Annotated in this window: 19 protein-coding genes; 10 read left to right on the plus strand and 9 right to left on the minus strand. The window is 66.4% G+C overall.

The features are described from left to right. Nucleotides 1–27: 27 nt before the first annotated feature. Both P24_RS00080 and P24_RS00085 read left to right on the plus strand, forming a co-directional pair. Nucleotides 28–2,082 (plus strand): 4Fe-4S binding protein, encoded by a 2,055-nt coding sequence (locus tag P24_RS00080; protein WP_008942636.1) that lies wholly within the window; start codon nucleotides 28–30, stop codon nucleotides 2,080–2,082. 135 nt (nucleotides 2,083–2,217) lie between these two features. After that, entirely contained in the window at nucleotides 2,218–2,421 is a 204-nt protein-coding gene (locus P24_RS00085; RefSeq protein WP_008942637.1) for a YgaP family membrane protein, read from the plus strand. Between the two features lie 75 nt (nucleotides 2,422–2,496). Here P24_RS00085 and ccoP read toward each other — a convergent pair whose 3' ends face one another. Genes ccoP through P24_RS00115 form a run of 6 tightly spaced genes read right to left on the minus strand, consistent with a single transcriptional unit; the run spans nucleotide 2,497 to nucleotide 6,841 of the window. After that, entirely contained in the window at nucleotides 2,497–3,372 is an 876-nt protein-coding gene (gene ccoP / locus P24_RS00090; RefSeq protein ID WP_008942638.1) for a cytochrome-c oxidase, cbb3-type subunit III, read from the minus strand. 4 nt (nucleotides 3,373–3,376) lie between these two features. Next, nucleotides 3,377–3,553, minus strand: a complete 177-nt coding sequence (locus P24_RS00095) for a cbb3-type cytochrome oxidase subunit 3 (protein WP_008942639.1) — start codon at nucleotides 3,551–3,553, stop codon at nucleotides 3,377–3,379. 6 nt (nucleotides 3,554–3,559) lie between these two features. Further along, complete coding sequence (gene ccoO / locus P24_RS00100) at nucleotides 3,560–4,297, minus strand: cytochrome-c oxidase, cbb3-type subunit II (RefSeq protein WP_008942640.1); 738 nt, start codon at nucleotides 4,295–4,297, stop codon at nucleotides 3,560–3,562. Between the two features lie 15 nt (nucleotides 4,298–4,312). Continuing rightward, nucleotides 4,313–5,788, minus strand: coding sequence for a cytochrome-c oxidase, cbb3-type subunit I (gene ccoN / locus P24_RS00105; RefSeq protein ID WP_008942641.1), 1,476 nt, complete (start codon nucleotides 5,786–5,788; stop codon nucleotides 4,313–4,315). Continuing rightward, nucleotides 5,785–6,000: a hypothetical protein gene (locus P24_RS00110; protein ID WP_121217124.1), complete on the minus strand. Its 216-nt coding sequence runs from the start codon at nucleotides 5,998–6,000 to the stop codon at nucleotides 5,785–5,787. Before P24_RS00110 ends, ccoN begins: the two co-directional genes overlap by 4 nt. Before the next feature lie 52 nt (nucleotides 6,001–6,052). Beyond that, entirely contained in the window at nucleotides 6,053–6,841 is a 789-nt protein-coding gene (locus tag P24_RS00115) for a DUF2189 domain-containing protein (protein ID WP_040706020.1), read from the minus strand. A gap of 141 nt (nucleotides 6,842–6,982) precedes the next feature. On the opposite strand from P24_RS00115, the gene P24_RS00120 reads away from it, so the two are divergent. From P24_RS00120 to ccoS, 5 genes are read left to right on the plus strand one after another with little or no spacing between them, the layout of a single operon-like run. Beyond that, nucleotides 6,983–7,768, plus strand: coding sequence for a sulfite exporter TauE/SafE family protein (locus P24_RS00120; protein WP_008942644.1), 786 nt, complete (start codon nucleotides 6,983–6,985; stop codon nucleotides 7,766–7,768). Then, nucleotides 7,768–9,243 carry a cytochrome c oxidase accessory protein CcoG gene (gene ccoG / locus P24_RS00125; RefSeq protein ID WP_008942645.1) on the plus strand — a complete coding sequence of 492 codons (1,476 nt, stop codon included), beginning with the start codon at nucleotides 7,768–7,770 and terminating at the stop codon, nucleotides 9,241–9,243. Before P24_RS00120 ends, ccoG begins: the two co-directional genes overlap by 1 nt. Then, on the plus strand, nucleotides 9,240–9,761 hold the full coding sequence (locus P24_RS00130; protein WP_083859421.1) for a FixH family protein: 522 nt from the start codon (nucleotides 9,240–9,242) through the stop codon (nucleotides 9,759–9,761). The genes ccoG and P24_RS00130 overlap by 4 nt, the downstream gene beginning before the upstream one ends. 17 nt (nucleotides 9,762–9,778) lie before the next feature. Further along, nucleotides 9,779–12,133: a heavy metal translocating P-type ATPase gene (locus P24_RS00135; RefSeq protein WP_008942647.1), complete on the plus strand. Its 2,355-nt coding sequence runs from the start codon at nucleotides 9,779–9,781 to the stop codon at nucleotides 12,131–12,133. Beyond that, the gene (gene ccoS, locus P24_RS00140; protein ID WP_008942648.1) at nucleotides 12,130–12,318 is read left to right on the plus strand and encodes a cbb3-type cytochrome oxidase assembly protein CcoS; all 189 of its coding nucleotides are present in this window, start codon (nucleotides 12,130–12,132) and stop codon (nucleotides 12,316–12,318) included. The genes P24_RS00135 and ccoS overlap by 4 nt, the downstream gene beginning before the upstream one ends. A 19-nt stretch (nucleotides 12,319–12,337) precedes the next feature. Here ccoS and P24_RS00145 read toward each other — a convergent pair whose 3' ends face one another. Beyond that, the gene (locus P24_RS00145) at nucleotides 12,338–12,898 is read right to left on the minus strand and encodes a peroxiredoxin-like family protein (protein WP_008942649.1); all 561 of its coding nucleotides are present in this window, start codon (nucleotides 12,896–12,898) and stop codon (nucleotides 12,338–12,340) included. 212 nt (nucleotides 12,899–13,110) lie between these two features. Here P24_RS00145 and P24_RS00150 point away from each other — a divergent pair, with 212 nt between their 5' ends. Further along, nucleotides 13,111–13,941, plus strand: a complete 831-nt coding sequence (locus P24_RS00150; RefSeq protein WP_008942650.1) for a universal stress protein — start codon at nucleotides 13,111–13,113, stop codon at nucleotides 13,939–13,941. A gap of 108 nt (nucleotides 13,942–14,049) precedes the next feature. Then, entirely contained in the window at nucleotides 14,050–14,487 is a 438-nt protein-coding gene (locus tag P24_RS00155; protein ID WP_008942651.1) for a GlcG/HbpS family heme-binding protein, read from the plus strand. A gap of 18 nt (nucleotides 14,488–14,505) precedes the next feature. Here P24_RS00155 and P24_RS00160 read toward each other — a convergent pair whose 3' ends face one another. After that, nucleotides 14,506–16,131 (minus strand): Na/Pi cotransporter family protein, encoded by a 1,626-nt coding sequence (locus tag P24_RS00160; protein ID WP_008942652.1) that lies wholly within the window; start codon nucleotides 16,129–16,131, stop codon nucleotides 14,506–14,508. Nucleotides 16,132–16,490: 359 nt separating this feature from the next. Then, nucleotides 16,491–17,456, minus strand: a complete 966-nt coding sequence (locus P24_RS00165) for a TAXI family TRAP transporter solute-binding subunit (RefSeq protein ID WP_202802331.1) — start codon at nucleotides 17,454–17,456, stop codon at nucleotides 16,491–16,493. 258 nt (nucleotides 17,457–17,714) lie between these two features. Between P24_RS00165 and P24_RS00170 the strand changes: the two genes are divergently transcribed. Next, nucleotides 17,715–18,542: a transporter substrate-binding domain-containing protein gene (locus P24_RS00170; protein WP_008942654.1), complete on the plus strand. Its 828-nt coding sequence runs from the start codon at nucleotides 17,715–17,717 to the stop codon at nucleotides 18,540–18,542. Nucleotides 18,543–18,663: the final 121 nt, after the last annotated feature.

The raw sequence follows: 18,663 nt of genomic DNA on the forward strand, positions 1-18,663 counted from the left end.
CAAACGACCGATGACCGAGGAACACCCATGACGGACGCCCAGCGCCGCATTCTCGCCTGCACCTGCCGGGGTACCATGCCGCTCGACGGCAAGGCTCTGAACACGGCCTGCGGCCAGGCCGTCGGCGATGTCCACGAGGAGCTGTGCCGCGCCGGAATCGACAGCTTCCGCCGCACCGCCGCGCAGGGCCATCCCTTCATCGTCGCCTGCACCCAGGAAGCGCCGCTGTTCGCCGAGGTGATGGGGGAGGATGGCAGCGACGCCGCCATTTCCTTCGTGAATATCCGCGAACAGGCCGGCTGGGCCGAGCAGGCCCGGAACACCACGCCCAAGATGGCCGCCCTGCTGGCCGAGGCGATGGTGGAAATCGAGCACGCCACCAGCGTCACCCTGAAGTCGGAAGGCGTGTGCCTGATCTATGGCCGTGACGAGCAGGCCATCGAAGCTGCACGCCAGCTTGCCGGGCGGCTCGACGTCACGGTGCTGCTGTCGAAGCCGGGCGACATCATCCCGCCGCGGCTGATGGACATCCCGATCTTCAAGGGCAGCATCGCGCGCGCCGCCGGCCATCTCGGCGCCTTCGAGATTGTGGTGGACGATTACGCGCCGCTGATCCCCTCCTCCCGCGAGGCGCTGGCCTTCGAGGCCGGCAAGAATGGCGCTTCCTCGCGCTGCGACCTGATCCTGGACCTGACCGGCGGGTCGCCGCTGTTCCCGTCGCATGAGCGGCGCGACGGCTATTTCCGCCCCGACCCCGGCAATCCGGCGGCGGTGCAGAAGGCGCTGTTCGACATGACCGACCTGGTCGGCGAATTTACCAAGCCGCGCTATGTGAATTTCCAGGCCGATCTGTGCGCGCATGGCCGCAACCACAAGACCGGCTGCACCCGCTGCCTGGATGTCTGTCCGGCCTCGGCGATCAGTTCCGCCGGCGATGTGGTTGCCATCGATCCCTATCTGTGCGGCGGCTGCGGCGCCTGCCACAGCGTCTGCCCGACCGGTGCCACCAGCTATGCCATGCCGCCCAGCACCTCGCTGCTGGCGCGGCTGCGCACCCTGCTCTCCACCTACCGCGATGCCGGCGGGCGCAAGCCGGTGATCCTGGTGCATGACGAGCGGCACGGCGCAGACCTGATCTCGCTGATGGCGCGGTTCGGACGCGGCCTGCCGGCCAATGTCATCCCCTTCGCGGTGAATGAGGCGACGCAGACCGGTCTCGACCTGCTGACCGGCGCGCTGGCCTATGGCGCCAGCCATGTCGCGGTGCTGGTCTCCACGAAGAAGCAGGGCGAGCTGGCGGGCCTCGCCCAGCAGGCCGGCCTCGCCGAGACGATCATGGCCGGCCTCGGCTATGACAGCGGCCGCGTCACGGTGCTGGTCGAGGACGATCCCGACGCGCTGGAAGCGCTGCTCTACGCCCTGCCGGGGCTGGATCCCGCGCAGGCCGGCGACTTCCTGCCGATGGGCGGCAAGCGCGCCATGCTGTCGCTGGCGCTGGGGCATCTGCACGATGCCGCCCCGGCCCCGGTCGATATGCTTCAGCTGCCCGCCGGCGCGCCCTTCGGCGCCGTGAAGATCGATACCGAGGGCTGCACCCTGTGCCTGTCCTGCGTCAGCGTCTGCCCGACCGGCGCCCTCACTGATGATCCCGACCGGCCCTTCCTGGGCTTCCAGGAGGATGCCTGCGTGCAGTGCGGCCTGTGCAAGGCGACCTGCCCGGAAAAGGTGATCGCACTGGAGCCCCGCATTAACTTCACCGCCGAGGCGCGCGCCGTCCTGCCGATCAAGCAGGAGGAGCCGTTCGAGTGCGTACGCTGCGGCAAGCCGTTCGGCACCAAGGGCTCGGTCGAGCGCATCGTCGCCAAGCTGCAGGACCACCCGATGTTCCAGGACCCTGCAGCGCTGGAGCGCATCAAGATGTGCGAGGATTGCCGCGTCATCGTGCAGTTCGAGAACGGGAACAACCCGTTCGCCGGCAAGGCACGGCCGCTGACCCGCACCACCGACGATTATCTGCGCGAGCGCGAGGAAGGCCTCGCCGAGGGCACCCTCGCCGGCAAGGACGATCCGAAGAAGACATAAGGGCGCGGCATTCGGACGCGTTTTGGTCCAAATCCTCTTTGCGGTCTTTTACCTGTTAATATTCAAATATATATTAACAATGTGAGGCAGCCGCCGGATCGGCCGGCCGGCTATTCAAAGCCAAGGGGGTTCAACATGACGCAGAATGTTGGCGGTATCGACCGCACTCTCCGTATCGTCGCCGGTCTGGCGATCCTGTCGCTGCTGGTGCTGCTGGACGGCAACGAACGCTGGTGGGGCCTTCTCGGCCTAGTGCCGCTGACGACCGCCCTGCTGCGCTGGTGCCCGGCCTACACGCTGATCGGCGTGAACACCTGTCCGGCCAGGACCGCCGACTGAACCGGCGAACCCAACAACGAAAAGGCCGGCTCCGTTTCCCGGAACCGGCCTTTTCTCCCCCTCTACGACCTTGTGCTATTCACCGCCGCCCAGCGCGTGGACATAGACAGTCAGCTGCTTGATCGTCGAGTCGTCCAGCCGCCCGGCCCAGCCCGGCATGACACCGAATCGGGCATTGGTTATCGATTCGACCACCTTCGCCTTGCTGCCACCATAGAGCCAGATATCGTCGGCAAGGTTGGGTGCGCCCAGCTCCCGCATGCCCTCGCCCTTCTCGCCATGGCAGGCAGCGCATTGCGCGACGAAAATCTCCTCGCCCCGCCCTGCTGCCGCCTTGTCGGTGCCGTGGCCGCTCAGCGACAGGACGTATTCCGCAACGTCGTTGATCTCCTCACGGTTCAGGATGCCATCGCGGCCGAAGCGCGGCATCTCCGAATAGCGCGCATCGGCACTGCTGTTCCGGATGCCGTGCAGGATGGTGTACTGGATATCTTCCAGCGCGCCGCCCCAAAGCCATTCGTCATCGACCAGCACCGGGAAGCCGGTATTGCCGGAGCCGCCGGCACCGTGACAGCCCGCGCAATTATCCGCGAAGGCGACGCGGCCGCCGGCCAGCGCGAAGGACAGCAGGTCGGCATCGCCACGGATTTCCTGCAGCGAGGCGCTGGCGATACGGTCATGCATGACCGCCTGGTCGGCACGCTTTGCGGCGATCTGCTCCTTGATCTCCTCGCGCTGCACATAGCCCAGCACGCCCTTGGTGTAGCCGCCGCCCATCAGGTTCGGCCAGGCCGGGTAGAGCACCCAGTAGCCGATTGCCCAGATAATGGTGGCGTAGAAGGTGTACATCAGCCATTTCGGGGCCGGGTTATCCAGCTCGCGGATGCCGTCCCACTCATGGCCTGTTGTTTCGGTATCGGTCACCGGGTCCTTGATACGGTTGGTCGCCATCGCCTCACTCCTTCCCGCTGCCGTTGCCGTTCTCGTCGCGCAACGGGATCTGGCTTGCCTCGTCATATTTCCTGCGGCCTCCGGGGCGCAGCGTCCAGAGCACCAGGCCGACGAACAGCATCATCAGCCACAGGCCCCAATAGCCGCGCAGAAACCCCGCGATTTCCTGAAGGATTTCCATCGCGCCCTACTGCCGCAGATCGTCGAGATCGTGGGCGCTGAAGTCGACCAGCGTGCCCAGCATCTGCATGTAGGCGACCAGCGCATCCATCTCGGTCAGCCGCTTCGGATCGCCGTCGAAATCCCCGACCACCGCCTTCGGATAGCGCGCCTGCAGGGCGGCATGGTCGCCCTCCGGGTCGGCCTGGGCCAGAAGGTCGGCCTTTGCCTCGGCAATCATCTCGTCGGTGTAGGGCACACCCACCCGGCGCAGCGCCACCAGATGGCCGGCGATATCGTCGGTGCGGATCAGCTTATCCGCCAGGAACGGATAGGCCGGCATCACCGATTCCGGCACCACGGCGCGCGGATCGATCATGTGCACCACATGCCATTCGTTGGAGTATTTGCCGCCGACACGCGCCAGATCCGGGCCGGTGCGCTTGGAACCCCACTGGAACGGATGGTCGTACATGCTCTCCGCCGCCAGGCTGTAATGGCCATAGCGCTCGACCTCGTCGCGGAACGGACGGATCTGCTGGCTGTGGCAGGCATAGCAGCCTTCGCGGATGTAGATGTTGCGGCCGACCTGCTCCAGCGGGGTATAGGGGCGCACGCCCTTCACCCGCTCGATGGTGGTCTCGATCGTGTAGAGCGGCACGATCTCCACGATGCCGCCGATCGAGATGGTCAGCAGCACGAGGACCAGCATCAGCAGGCCGTTCTTCTCAAGCCGCTCATGGCTGAACAATGCGGTTTTCGCCATTGGTCTGATCCTCGCTTACTCGGCCGGGCGCAGCGCGCCGCTGCGCGGCGTGGCGGCAATCGGCAGCTCCGCGCGGGTATCGCCGCGCACCGTGCGCACCAGGTTGTAGACCATGATCAGCGCGCCCAGCAGGAACAGCACCCCGCCCAGCGCCCGGATCACATAGAAGGGATGCATGGCCGCCACGGTCTCGACGAAGGAGTACTGCAGGAAGCCGAGATGGTCGTAGGCGCGCCACATCAGACCCTGCATGATGCCCGACACCCACATCGCGGTGATGTAGAGCACGATGCCCAGCGTCGCGATCCAGAAATGCCAGCCGACGAGGCGCAGCGAATACAGCTCCTCACGCTTCCACAGCTTGGGCACCAGGTAATAGACCGCCCCGAAGCTGATGAAGGCGACCCAGCCCAGCGCGCCGGAATGCACATGGCCAACCGTCCAGTCGGTATAGTGCGACAGCGCGTTCACCGCCTTGATCGACATGACCGGCCCCTCGAAGGTGGACATGCCGTAGAAGGCGACGGCGGTGACCAGGAATCGCATCACCGGGTCGGTCCGCAATTTGTCCCACGCCCCCGACAGGGTCATGATGCCGTTCACCATGCCGCCCCAGGACGGCACCCACAGCATGATCGAGAAGGTCATGCCCAGCGTCTGCGCCCAGTCCGGCAGTGCCGTGTAGTGCAGGTGATGCGGGCCGGCCCAGATGTAGAGGAAGATCAGCGCCCAGAAATGGATGATCGACAGCCGGTAGGAATAGACCGGCCGCTCGGCGCGCTTGGGCACGAAATAATACATCATGCCGAGGAAGCCGGCGGTCAGGAAGAAGCCGACCGCGTTATGGCCGTACCACCATTGCAGCAGTGCATCCTGCACGCCCGAGGCCGCCGAATAGCTCTTCAGCCCGAAGAACGAGACCGGCATCGCCAGGTTGTTGAAGATGTGCAGCACCGCGATGGTGATGATGAAGGCCATGTAGAACCAGTTGGCCACATAGATGTGCGTCTCTTTGCGGGTCAGCACGGTGCCCATGAAGATCACCAGATAGACGACCCAGACCAGCGTCAGCCACAGATCGACATACCATTCCGGCTCGGCATATTCCCGGCCCTGGGTCACGCCCATGACGTAGCCCAGCGCCGCCATGACGATGAAGAACTGGTAGCCCCAGAACACGAAGCGCGCCAGCGACGGCCCGCCGAACAGGGCGGTGCGGCAGGTCCGCTGCACCACATAGAAGGAAGTACCCAGCAGCGCGTTGCCGCCGAAGGCGAAGATCGCCGCCGAGGTGTGCAGCGGGCGCAGCCGCCCGAAGGTGGTGAACTCGATCCCCAGATTGAGGGCCGGAAAGGCCAGCTGGAAGGCAATGTAGGTGCCCGCCAGGAAGGCAACGACGCCCCAGAACACGGTGGCGATCACGAACAGCCGGACGACTTCCTCGTCATATGCCGGGCTGATATCAGCCGGTTTCATGGCGACAGCGCTCATGGCACGGTTTCCCCAATCTTGTCGGCAGGCTGCTTCTTTGCTGCGTCGAAGCTGCGCCGCATCAGGTCGAAGACGAACAGGCAGGCAAAGCCCAGCAGCCCCAGCCCGAAGATATAAAGGGCGCTATCGCGCGTGCCGGCGGCCAGGAACAGCCCCAGCACCCCCAGCACGGCGACGACCGCGCCCAGCGGCCACATCAGTGGATCCTTCATCGCAATGCACCCCCGCGATTCGTGCGTTTGAATTGGCGATTGAAAAAAATGGTCACGCTTCCTCGATCTCGATCAGGTCGCGATAGGCATGCCAGCTCGCGAAGCCGATCAGCGGGAAGGTGACAAGAAGCCCGACATAGGCGACCGCGATGCCGGCGCCGATGAACAGGGTGACAAGCGCCCCCCAGCCGATCATCACCAGCGGGTTGCGCACGACAGCCTTCAGGCTGGCCAGCACCGCCGTGACCGCGTTCACGTCGCGGTCCAGCAGCAGCGGGATCGACACCACGCTGATCGCCAGGGTCAGCGCCGCCAGCACGCCACCAACCAGCGTGCCGACGATCAGGAAGGGCAGCCCCTCCGCCGACAGCAGCGTGCTGGAGATCAGCAGCTCCCAGCTCGGCGGCTGGGTCCCGAAGAACAGCGCGAAGATCAGGAAGGCCAGCCTGATCCAGGCCAGCAGCAACAGCATCAGCACCACGCCGACGCCCATGATCTGCCCCGGATTGGCCTTCCAGGCCGTCATCGCGTCGCCCAGCGTCGGCCGGATGCCGTAGGACAGCTTGCGGCTGACCTCATACAGGCCGACCGCCAGCACCGGCCCCACCAGCATGAAGCCGGCGGCCAGCGGCAGCACCAGATAGAACAGCCCCAGCAGCCACAGCCCCAGCGTCAGCAGGAAGCTGCCGACGACGAACAGCGCGCCATAGGCCAGGGCCACGCCCGGCACCGCCTGGAAATCGCGCCAGCCGGCCGACAGCCACGCCCACGGACGATCCGGCGCAATTGGCCGGATGGTGATCCGCAACGCGCCACTTCCAGAAGAAACCGCTTCGCTCATGAAAGTCCCCCCTCCAGGATTTCCCGCACTATCGTTCAGGTGGCAGGCGGTTGCCTTGATCTGGATCAATGAGTTTTTGCAGCGCAACAACGCATGATCGCGCTGTATCCCCATCCCCTGCACACGCTATATTAGAATATCATGCTTCTGGACTCCGATCCGCTCCTTCTCGAACTGCTCGCCGCAGGCTATGCCCATTGCGCCAGCGCGGTTTCGGGTGTGGTCTCGACGCAGGGCGGCCTGTTCGGCGGCATGTTCCTGGCCGGGCTGGTGGGCAGTGCGGCGCATTGCGTCGGCATGTGCGGCCCGTTCGTGCTGCAGCAGGCGGCGGATCGCGCGCAGTCGGTCCCGGCCGCGCGGATGAGCGAATTCACCCGTATCTCCGGTGCCTTGCTGCTGCCCTATCATCTGGGACGCCTCACCACCTATGCGGCACTTGGCGCCGGTGTAGCGGCACTGACCGGCAGTCTGGCGCAGCTGTCATGGTTCGGCTGGCTGCCGTCCCTGCTGCTGGCGCTGGCGGCGCTGTTGTTCCTGGCGGTGGCGCTGGAACGGCTCGGTCTCCTCCGGCGCCTGCCGGTTCCCGCAGTGGCGGTTCCCTGGTCCGGCTGGGTCAGCCGCACCGCCGCGCCCCTGCTGCGGGGCGGCGGCGCGCTGCGCGGCTATCTGCTGGGTCTGGTGCTTGGCTTCATTCCTTGCGGCCTGCTGTATGGCGCCTTTGCCGCCGCCGCCGGCACGGCCGATCCGCTGGCCGGCGGGCTGGCGCTCCTCACCTTCGGGCTTGGCACCGTTCCGGCGCTGATCGGCGTCGCGCTGGCCGGCGGCCTCGCCTGGCGGCGCTGGCAAGCCCCCCTCACCCCGGTTCTGCCGCTGCTGATGCTGGTCAATGCCGGCATGCTCGGCTACCTCGCCTGGAGCATGGCCTGATGAATACGCATCATATCAGCGCCGACACGCATGAACTGCCGCATCCGCCGGAACAGGAAAAGCCGCGCAAGGCGCTGTTCGCCAACCGGCCGAAAGCCTATCCGAAATGGATCGTCGGCCGCTTCCGCCGGATGAAGTGGGCGGTCATGGCGCTGCTTCTGGGTCTGTATTACCTGGCCCCCTGGCTGCGCTGGGACCGCGGGCCCGGCGCGCCGGACCAGGCGATCTTGGTCGATATGCCCGGTCGCCGGCTGTATTTCTTCTTCCTCGAGATCTGGCCGCAGGAAGTCTATTACCTGACCGGCGTGCTGATCCTTGCCGCCGTTGGGCTGTTCCTCGCCACCTCGCTGCTGGGCCGGGTCTGGTGCGGCTTCACCTGCCCGCAGACGGTGTGGACCGATTTGTTCCTGATGGTGGAACGCTTCGTGGAGGGTGACCGCGCCCAGCGCATCCGGCTGGACAATGGTCCGCTGACCCTCAACAAGATCGCAAGGAAAGTCACCAAGCATCTGATATGGCTGGCGATTGCGGTTGCCACCGGCGGTGCTTGGATTTTCTATTTCAACGACGCGCCGACCCTGATGGGCGACATCCTGCGCTTCGATATCTCGCCCACCATCCTGTTCTTCGTCGGCCTGTTCACCGCCACCACCTATCTGCTGGCCGGCATCGTGCGCGAGCAGGTCTGTGTCTATATGTGTCCCTGGCCGCGCTTTCAGGCGGCAATGCTGGACGAGCATTCGACCACCGTCACCTATCAGGCCTGGCGCGGCGAACAGCGCGGCCCGAAGCGCAAGACGGAAAGCTGGGAGGGACGCGGCGACTGCATCGACTGCAACCAGTGCGTCCAGGTCTGTCCGACCGGCATCGACATCCGCGACGGCCAGCAGCTTGACTGCATCGGCTGCGGCCTGTGCATCGACGCCTGCAACGAGGTGATGACGAAGATCGGCCGACCCGGCGAGCTGATCACCTTCGACACGCAGATGAACCAGACCGCCCGCGCGGCGGGCCAGCCCACCAGCGGGCTGCACATCTTCCGCCCGCGCACACTGATCTATCTCGCCGTGCTGGCCATCGTCGGCGGCGTCATGCTGGCCAGCCTGATGAGCCGCAGCGATGCCGACCTGTCGGTGCAGCGCGACCGCGTGCCGCTGTTCGTGCAGCTTGGCAATGGCCGCATCCAGAACAGCTACACGCTGAAGATCCTGAACAAGGAGCGCGCCGACCGCAGCTTCGAGATGACGATCCCCGCCCTGCCGCAGGCGGAATTGTCGCTCGTCGGCCATGAGGAGGAGGCCGGCCAGGCCGCCACCCTGACCGTGAAGCCGGACAGCGTCGGCAGCTACCGCATCCATGTCCGCATGCCGCGCGAGGCGCTGCAGGGGGCGAGCACGCCGGTCAGCTTCCTTCTGCGTGACGCGACGACCGGTGAGTCCTATTCTATCGACACTGTATTCCTGGGGCCGAAATGAGCATGACCGACCGCCTGCCCGACGGCATGAGCACCACCGGAGAGCACCGGCGCGGACGCTGGTATCCCTGGCTGTTCGTCGGCTTCTTCGCCGTGGTGTTCGCCGTCAACGCCATCATGATCGGCATCGCGCTCTCGACCTGGACGGGGCTTGAGACCCGCGATCATTACCGCAAGGGGCTGGCCTATAACGACGTCATCGACAGGCAGGCCGCCCAGCAGGCACGCGGCTGGCAGGTATCGCTCGGCTGGACGGCGCTGGAAGCTACGCGCGGCGAGCTGAAAGTCACCCTGCAGGACGGCAGCGGCAACCCGATCAATGGTGCGGGCGTGGTGGTGGAACTGCGCCGCCCGACCGATGCCGGGCTCGACCGGCTGGTACCGCTGGTGGCGCGCGGCGACGGCTTCTATGCGGCGCGCGAGACGCTGCCCGCGGCCGGCAACTGGAATGCCCGGCTGGTGATCCGTAACGGCGACGACACCCATATCCAGATGGAACGGCTCTGGATCGCCGAATAGGCGACACCGGGCCCGCCATGACCGAGTCCTGCCTGCATTGCGAACAGCCGATCCCTGACGGATTTCCGGCTGCGGCGCAATTCTGCTGTAACGGCTGCGAGGCGGCCTATCACACCATCCGGGGGCTGGGGCTCGACACCTATTACGCCCGGCGCAGCATCGACCCCGCCCTCGCCCCGCCGCAGCCGGAGGAAGATGCGCCGGCGCGCGATTACGCCGCCCTCGTCCAGCACGGCGATGACGGCATCGACCGGCTTTACCTGATGGTGGACGGGCTGCATTGCGCGGCCTGCGTCTGGCTGATCGAAAGCGTGCTGGCCCGGCATGCCGGCGTGGTCGCGGCGCGCCTCAACATGACGACGCGCCGGCTGCGCCTGGAATGGCGGGCAGCGGAGGCCGAGCCGAACGCGCTGGTCGCGGCGATTACCGCGCTGGGCTACCGCGTTGCCCCCTTCGACCCCGCCCGGCTGGCCGACACGCAGTCGCAGACCGAACGCACGCTGCTGCGCTCGCTGGCGGTTGCCGGATTCGCCGCCGGCAATGTGATGCTGCTGTCGGTCGCCATCTGGGCCGGCCATTTCCAGGATATGGGGCCGGCAACGCGCGACCTGATGCACTGGGTCTCCGCGCTGATCGCCCTGCCCGCCATCGCCTATGCCGGCCAGCCCTTCTTCCGTTCCGCCCTCTCAGCACTTGCCGCCCGGCGCACCAACATGGATGTGCCGATCTCCATCGGCGTCGTGCTGACGGCGGGGGTCAGCCTGCTGGAGACGATGCGCGGCGGGCCGCACGCCTATTTCGACAGCGCCATCACGCTGCTGTTCTTCTTGCTGATCGGCCGCTATCTGGATGCCCGCGCGCGCGGCAAGGTGCGCGGCACGGCGGAGCATCTGCTGGCGCTGAACGCCAGCGCCGTCACGGTGCTGCAGGCGGATGGCGGCACGAAGCTTCTGCCGGTCGAGCGCGTCGCTCCCGGCATGATCGTGCTGGTGGCGGCCGGTGCGCGCGTGCCTGTGGACGGGCGGATCACCGATGGGCAGTCCGATCTGGATACCAGCCTGATCACCGGCGAGAGCCTGCCCGGCACCGCCGGTCCCGGTAACATGGTCCATGCCGGCACGCTGAACCTGACCGCGCCGCTGAAGCTGACCGTCACGGCGGTCGGCGAGGGCACGCTGCTGGCCGAGATCGTCCGCCTGACGGAGACCGCCGAGCAGGGCCGCGCGCGTTATGTGGCGCTGGCCGACCGTGTCTCGCGGCTCTATGCGCCGGTGGTGCATCTTCTGGCGCTCATCGCCTTCCTCGGCTGGATCGCGCTGGGTGGCCTCGCCTGGCAGCCGGCGCTGATGATCGCGGTGGCCGTCCTCATCATCACCTGCCCCTGCGCGCTGGCGCTGGCCGTGCCCTCGGTGCAGGTGCTGGCGACCGGGCGGTTGATGCGGCGCGGCATCCTGCTGAAATCAGCCACCGCGCTGGAACGTCTGGTGCAGATCGACCGGGTCGTCTTCGACAAGACCGGTACGCTGACACTGGGCCGGCCGGAGCTGATCGATACCGACATGCCGCCGGAAATCCTTGAGCTGGCCGCCCGCATCGCCGCCGCCAGCCGGCATCCGCTGGCGCAGGCACTGGTGAAGGCGGTGCCGGGCGCAACCGCGCCAGACGGTGTTCGGGAAGAGCCGGGCGCCGGACTCGCCTGGGGCGATATAAGGCTGGGCAGCCGGCGCTGGACCGGCGTATCCGGCGATACGGCAGCCGATTCGGATGGGCCGGAGCTCTGGCTGGCGCGACCGGGCGAGCCGCCGGTGCGCTTCCGCTTCCGCGATACGCTGCGCGCCGATGCCGCCGAAGTTGTCGCGACCTTGAAGGCGCGCGGGGCCACACTCTCCCTACTGTCGGGCGACCGGCCGGGCAGTGTCGAGGCGACGGCGCACGCCGCCGGCATCGTGGACTGGCGCGCGGAATGCCTGCCAGCGGACAAGGTGACGGCGATCCGCGCCTGGGTCGATGCCGGCGAAAAGGTGCTGATGGTGGGCGACGGGCTGAACGACGCCCCGGCGCTGGCGGCGGCCACCGTCTCGCTGTCGCCGGCCAGCGCGGCGGAGATCAGCCAGAACGCCGCCGACGCGGTGTTTCAGGGTGAGCGCCTGTCGCCAATCCTGGAAATCCTGGCGGTGGCGACGAAGGCCGACCGGCTGGTCCGGCAGAACTTCGCCATCGCGCTCGGCTATAATATGCTGGCGGTGCCGCTGGCGATGGCCGGCCATGTGACGCCGCTGATCGCCGCGATTGCCATGTCCAGCTCCTCCATCCTGGTCATCGGCAACGCGCTGAGGCTGAACTGGGGACCAAAGGACGGAAACCGCGCATGAGCGTCCTGCTCTACCTCATCCCTGTCGCGCTGGCGCTCGGCCTTGCCGGGCTGATCGCCTTCCTGTGGGCGCTGCGCAACGGCCAGTTCGAGGATCTGGACGGCGAAGGCAGCCGCATCCTGTTCGACGAAGAGGACAAGCCGGCAAAACGCAAGAGGCCGGAGGACGAACCCCCGGCCTCCTGATGCCTGCAATGGCGGCCGATCAGGCGGCCGCGGTGTGGTCGATCACCTCGCCGCGCGCCGGATAGTCGTTCTTGATGACGAAATCGAGCGCCCCCAGGATTTCCTGAAAGTTCGGCCGGGCGAAGGGCATGGTCTGCACTGTGCCGAAATAGAGCGTGCCGTCCGGCCGCACCAGGAACAGGCCCGGCTCGCTGAACAGCGCCGGCTCCACCACGCCGGTCGAGGTCTTGCCCTTGCTGGTGGAGATATACAGCCCCCACGCGCGGGCTTCCTCCAGCGGCAGGCCATAGGCGACCCGCAACCGGTCGAGCTTCCAGACCGCCTTGGCCTCGTCCGCGCGCTCCCCGCTGTCGGAGGAGATCGCCACGACATCCACGCCGCGCTCGGCGAAGGCCTCCAGCTTGCTCTGCAGGTCGGCGAGATAGCGCCCGCAGATCGGGCAGTGCAGCCCGCGATAGAACACCACCAAGGTGAAATTGGCGGGCTTCGTCTCGCCCAGCGTGAAGCGTCCGCCGCCAGCCAGCGGCAGATCGAGCGCCGGCACCTTCTGGCGCGGCATCAAGGGGGTGATGGAACTCATGACCGGATACTCCCGATGAGATTGCTGAAGATGACGCACAGCTAATCATCCCGGGGGGTCGGCTGCCAGACTCACCCGCTTCACTATCCCGTGAAAGCGGCCGCATCGGCGCGAAAATGACAGCAATTTTAGCGGTTATTGACGCACATCAAGGAATAGCCGGATACCGTCTGATCCAATGGCAGGGACATCATAACCGTTGGACCTGCCCGATGATCGGCACCATCCTGACCGCCACTGATCTGTCACCCCGCGCCGGTGCAGCCGTGCAGCGGGCGCTGGCGCTGAAGCGGGAGCATGCCTGCGCGCTCGTCATCGCGCATATCATCGACCGGCCGACATCCTCGCTCGATGTCGAGCGCCGCTCCAGGACGGCCTTCAAGACCATCGACGGGCAGCTGCAGGAACTGCCGCCCGAGGAGCGCGAGGATATCGCGATCAAGGTGACGACCGGCACCCCGCAATGGGAGCTGGGCCGGCTGGCCCATATGCACCGCAGCGAACTGGTCGTCCTTGGCCGGCATGAACCCAGGGGCGGGCACGATCTGCTGGTGGGCAGCACGGCGGAAGGGCTGGCCCGCGACGGCAATTGCTCCCTGCTGGTCGTCGCGGACAATAGACCGGCGGCATACCGCAAGGCCGTGCTGGGAATCGATATGTCGATCTATGCGCGCTTTGCCGTGTCGATGGTCCTGAGGCTCGCCCCACAGGCCGAGCTTGTCTGCGTGCATGCCCTGCAAGGTGCGGCGACGGAGGCGGCGGGCCAGGCCGCGCAGGCCGCCTTATCCGAATTCATGGCCGACACGCTGGGCAAGCTGCTGCCCCCGGATCAGCAGCAGGCGACGGCCAGCCGGATGGAACTGGTCGTCCGCACCGGCGAACCGCACAGCGTGCTGTCCGGCATCGCCCGCGAGAGGCAGGCTGACCTTCTGGGCGTCGGCATGCGCGGCCGTCCCGCGTCGCTGCGGGCCGGGCTGGGCAGCACGGCGCAGCGGCTGCTGAACGAGCCACCCTGCGATGTGCTGGCCGCGAATGCCTGGTAGTACCAGTTGCGCGAATCCTCTGTTCGCGCCGATCTCCGCATCCTATAACGCCTGTTCGATCAATCGCGCCGCCCCTTCAGGCGGCCAATAAGGACAGTGGAGAAACGCATGCTGGATATGACCCTGGAAACCGCCTCACTGATCGCCGACGAGACCCTGCGCAAGGGCCGCGAGATGAAGTTCGCCCCGCTGACCGTGGCCGTGCTCGACGCCGGCGGCCAGCTGAAGGTGCTGAAGCGCGAGGATGGCTGCAGCCTGCTGCGCCCGCAGGTCGCCATGGGCAAGGCGGCGGCGACACTGGGCTTCGGCTTCGGCGGGCGGGAGCTGGCGCGCCGCGCCGCCAAGATGCCGGCGCTGTTCAACTCGCTGACCGCCATGTCGGAAGGCAATTTCGTGCCGCTGCCCGGCGGCGTGATCGTGAAGAACAAGGATGGCCGCATCCTGGGCGCGGTGGGCGTCACCGGCGACGTGTCGGAGAATGACGAGCTGTGCGCCGTGCACGCCATCGAGAAGGCCGGCCTCGTCGCCGATACCGGCGGCGAGTAAGGGCGGCGCGTAAGCCTGCTATGCCGCTTCGAGCGCCGGGCGCGTCCCGGCCTCGAACGGCGCCTTCAGCGCCATTTCGCGCAGCAGCCAGACCAGCCGTTCGAACAGGCCGGTCAGCTGCAGCAGCCCCATCTTCTCGTCGCGATCGAGCTCCAGCGCGGCATCGTTGAAGAAGCTGCGTCGCACCCCTTCCATCAGCTCGCCCCGGTCGCCGGTGATCCGTTCGATCAGCGCCATATCGTCGGGATCGTCGCCGGCCATCGCCTCGACATAGGATAGCAGCAGCGCATCCAGCCCCTCGGTCAGCGCCTCGCGGATCGCCGCCAGCGCCGTGCTGTCTTCCAGCAACGGTGCAGCCGCGGCAAACTCGTACAGCACCGCTTCTATCGAACCCAGCCGGTCATGCCGGTCCACGATGCGATAGACCCGCTCATGGCTGTCCGCCGTCAAATCGCCCTCCGCCAGCCCGGCGATATAGGGCTTCGTCTGGCCATGCACCGAGACGAACGCCTTGTGCAGCGCCTCCAGCCGTGCCTTGCGGGCCGGCGTTTCGGCCTGCCGCAACAACTCCGCATAGCGCGGCAGCCGCTCCAGCAGGCGCAGCTGCTCCTTCTCGGTCAGCAGGATGGCGGTCGCGGAATCGCGGGCCGTCTCCGGGCTGAGATAGGCGAGCTGGCTGTCGCTCTCCTGCGGCGAGGGCGGGCAGCGACGGGCCAGCAGCTGCTCCACGAGGCCGATCAACGGGAACAGGAACAGCGCCGTCACACTGTTGAAGACGAGGTAGCTGAGCGCCAGCTGCTGCGGCACATCGGAGGAGACTGCCCGCAGCAGCGCCATGACCAGCGGCACGCCGAAAACATGCTCGGCAACGAACAGCGCCAGTAGCAGGACGCAGCCGGTCAGGTTGAAGCCAAGCTGGAACAGCGCCATGCGCCGCGCCGTCCCCTGCACCCCGCCGGCCAGCAGATAGGTGACGATGCCGCTGCCCAGGTTGGTGCCATAGATCACCAGCATCGCCTGCTCGAAACTGAACAGCCCGCTACCCAGAAAGCCGATACCCAGCAGTGCCACGGTGATGGAGGATTGGCAGGCCGCCGACAGAGCAGCCCCGATCAGGAAGGCCGCCGACAGCGAGCCATTGAGGGTTGCCATCAGCGCCATCACATCGTCGGACTGGGCGAGCGGCACCGTACCGGACTTTAGCAGCACCAGCCCGTAATACAGCAGGCACAGGCCGAAGATGGCACTCAGCGCCGCCTTCCAATGCTGCAGCCGGCCCTGCGTCAGCAGAATTCCGGTCAGCCCCAGCGCCAGCATGACGACGATGCGGATATCCAGCGTGACCAGCAGCAGGATGAGTGCGCTGCCGATATTGCCGCCCATCAGGATCGGCAGGGCGCGGCGCGGCTCGATCATGCGCGCCGTCAGCAGCCCGACCAGGATGAAGGTGACGATGGCGGTGCTTTGGATCATCGCGCCCAGCACCGCGCCCCAGGACAAGCCCAGCAGGGGATAGGCGGCGACGCGCGACAGGATCAGCTGCACGCTGCGCCCGACCATGTTGCGCAGGTTGGAGGTCAGCAGATCCTTGCCGACAAAGAACAGCCCCAGGCCAGCCAGAATGCTGGCAAGAGTCAACGCCATGGACAGCCCGCCCTTCCCAGATGCCCCGTGCGGATCAGCGGCGGATAGTGTCGCAGCGCCCGGCGCCGCGCAATGAAGCGGTCGATGAATTTTTCATGACAGGACAAGGGCTGGAGAACACAAGAAAAGACCGGGAACCCGAAGGTTCCCGGCCTATCCCGCAGGCCGCCCATTGGCGACTAACCCAAACGGCCCGCGAAGCCCGATAACGATTCCTGATTTGCGTCCCGCGCCGGTGCATGACACCAGGCATTGCGAGGGCGAATACCATCCTGGAACCAGAATATCCGGCGGTTCGCGGTCCGGAAAATTGATTGTTTTGGTCAAACCAATCGCAAAAAGCGATTGCCCGAAGTGCCTTACAGCAGCCCCTTCTCCGTCAGGTAACGGACTACGCCCGGATGGATCATCGCCTTGTCCGGCGCGCCTTCCGCCGTGTTGGCCGGCGTCGTCTCCGCCGCCTGATCGAGCTTCGCCGTCAGGGCCGGGCCGGCCTTGTCGATGGCCGCGATCAGCCGGTAGGCGACATCCTCCGACAGGTCGGTGCGGGTCAGCACGAAATTCCAGGAGCCTACGGTCTGCACCGCCCCCGCCTGGCCGGCATAGCTGCCGGCGGGCAGCCGCATCGGTTTCAGGAAACTGTGCTTGGCCCGCACCTGCGCCACCTGTTCCGGCGTCAGGCCGATGAACCGGGCGCCCGCCGGCCCTTCCGACACCTTCACGAAGCCCGGCCAGCCGACGCCGGCACCCCACAGCGCCACCGCCTCCCCGCCGATCACCTTGGGCGGGGACTCCGAGGCGCGCTTCACGAAGACCGCGTCGAAATCGCGCCGCATGTCGAGGCCCAGCCCATCCAACACATAATTCGCCATGACGACGAGGCCGGATGCTTCGGTGCCGAACACCACCGTCCTGCCCTTCAGATCTTCGATGCTGCGCGCCTCCACATCGCCACGCACGGCAAAAACGCCGGGACTGGAATACATCGCCGTCAGGATTTTCAGCTCCGACTTCGGCTGGCCGATCCCTGCCAGCGCCTCATAGGCGGAGGTACCCTGTACCAGCGCGATATCCAGCTCGCCCTTTTCCAGCAGCGGCAGATTCTCACCCGTCCCGCGGGTCGAACGCGGTTCGACCTTCAGACCCGGATCGGCAGCATTGATCGCCTCGGCAAGCGCATTGCCATACAGGCTGAATCCGCCGCCCTGGGTCGAGGTGCCCAGCGTCACACCAACCGGCTCCGCTGCCGCCTGGGGAACATTCGTCATCGCTGTCGCCATCAGCACTGCCAGAAAGGCACCAACAGACTTGCGCATCCTTTTCATGGCCTCCGCTCCATCGTTTTAACCGTTGCGGAGTGAAATGGGCTGGTAAGCGGTGCTGTCAACTTTTTGGCCATCTGCGCAAGAATTGGTCAGGACAGCGGGCGGAAATGCTCCTACGCTGGGCGAATAGCCCCAGATGAGCGCACAGAATGCCAGCGTCGGGCTGGCCTGCCGTGCATGGCACGGCGATTGCTGACAGGTGAACGCCGCCCCGTTCGCGTGGGCACCCTTATTCAGGCAAATCTGGGAGATTGCGACATGAAACTACTGGCCGGCGCGACCTGCGCCCTGCTGCTCGCCGCTGCCGCTGTGCAGGCGGAGCCGCTGAAGACCGGCGTGGACGGCACCTTCGCACCGCACGCCATGCCGAATCTGAGCGGCGGCGTCGAGGGCTTCAATATCGACCTCGCCAACGAGATCGGCAAGCGCACCGGGCGCGGCGTGACCATCGAAGCCACCCAGTTTTCCGGCCTGCTGCCGGGCCTGCAGGCCGGCACCTATGATTTCATCGCCGCCCCGACCACGGTAACCAAGGAGCGTGCGGAGAACCTGTTGTTCACCGAAGGCTACCTGAACACCGACTACCAGTTCGTCACCAAGGCCGGCACGCCGGACATCAAGGATCTGGCCGAACTGAAGGACAAGGTGATCGCGGTCAATCGCGGCTCCGCCTACGACAGCTGGGTGCGCGGCCTCGCCGACCAGATCGGCTGGAAGGTCGAGACCTTCGGCACCAACACCGATGCGATCCAGGCGGTGATTTCCGGCCGCGCCTACGCCAATGTCGCCGGCAACACGGTCGCCGCCTGGGCGGTGAAGAAGAACCCGCAGATCAAGCTGTCCTACCTGCATTCCACCGGCCTCGTCTGGGCCGCGCCGATCCGCAAGGACAATGCCGAAATGCGCAAGCTGGTGGAGAACGCCATCGAGTGCATGAAGCTGGACGGCACCATGGCCGCGATGCACGAGAAGTGGTTCGGCACCAAGCCGGCGGCCGGCTCCGCAGCGGTCACGGTCTATCCGGGCTATGGCGTGCCGGGGATGACCGGCTACGACCCGACCGAACACACCCCGTCCTGCGGCTGATCGTTTACGACCCCTTCCTGTCATGCCCGGGCCTGACCCGGGCATCCAGGGGCGGCGCCTTGCCTGAGGCGGTGCACAACCGTCCAGGCCGGTGAAGGCTGGATTGCCGGGTCAAGCCCGG

The sequence above is a fragment of the Oceanibaculum indicum P24 genome, assembly GCF_000299935.1.
In the GTDB taxonomy this organism is placed as follows: domain Bacteria; phylum Pseudomonadota; class Alphaproteobacteria; order Oceanibaculales; family Oceanibaculaceae; genus Oceanibaculum; species Oceanibaculum indicum.